Below are 1,017 nucleotides of genomic sequence, written 5' to 3' on the forward strand. Positions count from 1 at the left end.
ATTTTATCATGAAAAAAGCGATTTTATCTGTAATGGCAGTAGCCTTAGTATCGTCTTGCGCAATGGCGACAGGGGAGTTAGAAAAGATCGCACCTTATCCTAAAGCAGAAAATGGCATGACACGTCATGTGATCCAGTTGGCAGCAAAACCGAATGAAGATAATTATCAGGTTGAGCTTGTGATCGGTAAAACCATTAAAGCAGATTGTAACCGTCAATGGTTTATGGGCGATCTAGAAGAAAAAACACTGGAAGGTTGGGGCTATAGTTATTATCAGTTAGAAGATGTTAAAGGGCCCGCTTCAACGATGATGGCATGTTCAGAGCCTGCAAAAGAACGTTTCGTGACTACGCAACTTGGTGATGATGCTTTTGTTCGTTATAACAGCAAATTGCCTATTGTAGTTTACGCTCCGAAAGATATGGATGTGAAATATCGTATTTGGTCAACGGATGATCAACTGCTCGATTCGGTCAAGAAATAACATATCCTATAAGTGCCACGGTTAATGCGGTCGCACTTTCCTTTATGGCTATCTAATAACTAAGACAGATGTTTTTGCATGGCGTACGATAGTTGATGCCGTAGAGCCTAATAAATAGGTGGAGGCACTTGGACGATGAGAGCCGAGTACAATTAAGCTCGCACCGATATCATCGGCATAACTGAGTATTTCGTCTTTGGCGGAGCCAATGCCAATTTTGCAGGTAATTCTTTCACCGGCGATATTAATATCTTTGATCACGTCTTCTAATGCTTTCAGAGCAAGCACGGAGCGTTCTGCCGAGTTTTTATGACTTTCAGGTAAGATAGTCACTTCAATACCAAAAAATAGCTCAGCGCTTGGGATCACAGATAAAAAATGAATTTCTGGTGAGCCTAATTTTGCTAGTTCTTCGATATGTTTAATGATCTGTGGATTAAGTGAGTCTTCTAATAGGTCGATAGGAACTAAAATTTTATTATACATAACCACCTCATTCATATGTTTATTCAAGCCATTATAGCAGTTAAGA

At 39.9% G+C, this 1,017-nt stretch carries 2 protein-coding genes; one reads left to right on the forward strand and one right to left on the reverse strand.

Going from position 1 to position 1,017, the window contains the following annotated elements; translation table 11 throughout:
* The first annotated feature begins 8 nt into the window (after positions 1-8).
* Positions 9-485 carry a serine protease inhibitor ecotin gene (gene eco / locus PR675_RS18650; protein WP_004921671.1) on the forward strand — a complete coding sequence of 159 codons (477 nt, stop codon included), beginning with the start codon at positions 9-11 and terminating at the stop codon, positions 483-485.
* Positions 486-533: 48 nt separating this feature from the next.
* Here eco and PR675_RS18655 read toward each other — a convergent pair whose 3' ends face one another.
* Positions 534-971 (reverse strand): universal stress protein, encoded by a 438-nt coding sequence (locus tag PR675_RS18655; RefSeq protein ID WP_014656379.1) that lies wholly within the window; start codon positions 969-971, stop codon positions 534-536.
* Positions 972-1,017: the final 46 nt, after the last annotated feature.

Origin of the sequence: Providencia sp. PROV261 (assembly GCF_028477945.1) — a bacterium.
In the GTDB taxonomy this organism is placed as follows: domain Bacteria; phylum Pseudomonadota; class Gammaproteobacteria; order Enterobacterales; family Enterobacteriaceae; genus Providencia; species Providencia stuartii.

Bases quoted from the DNA above. Each gene is read 5' to 3' on its own strand.
- eco (WP_004921671.1), top strand. From the start codon at position 9: ATGAAAAAAGCGATTTTATCTGTAATGGCAGTAGCCTTAGTATCGTCT.
- PR675_RS18655 (WP_014656379.1), bottom strand. From the start codon at position 971: ATGTATAATAAAATTTTAGTTCCTATCGACCTATTAGAAGACTCACTT.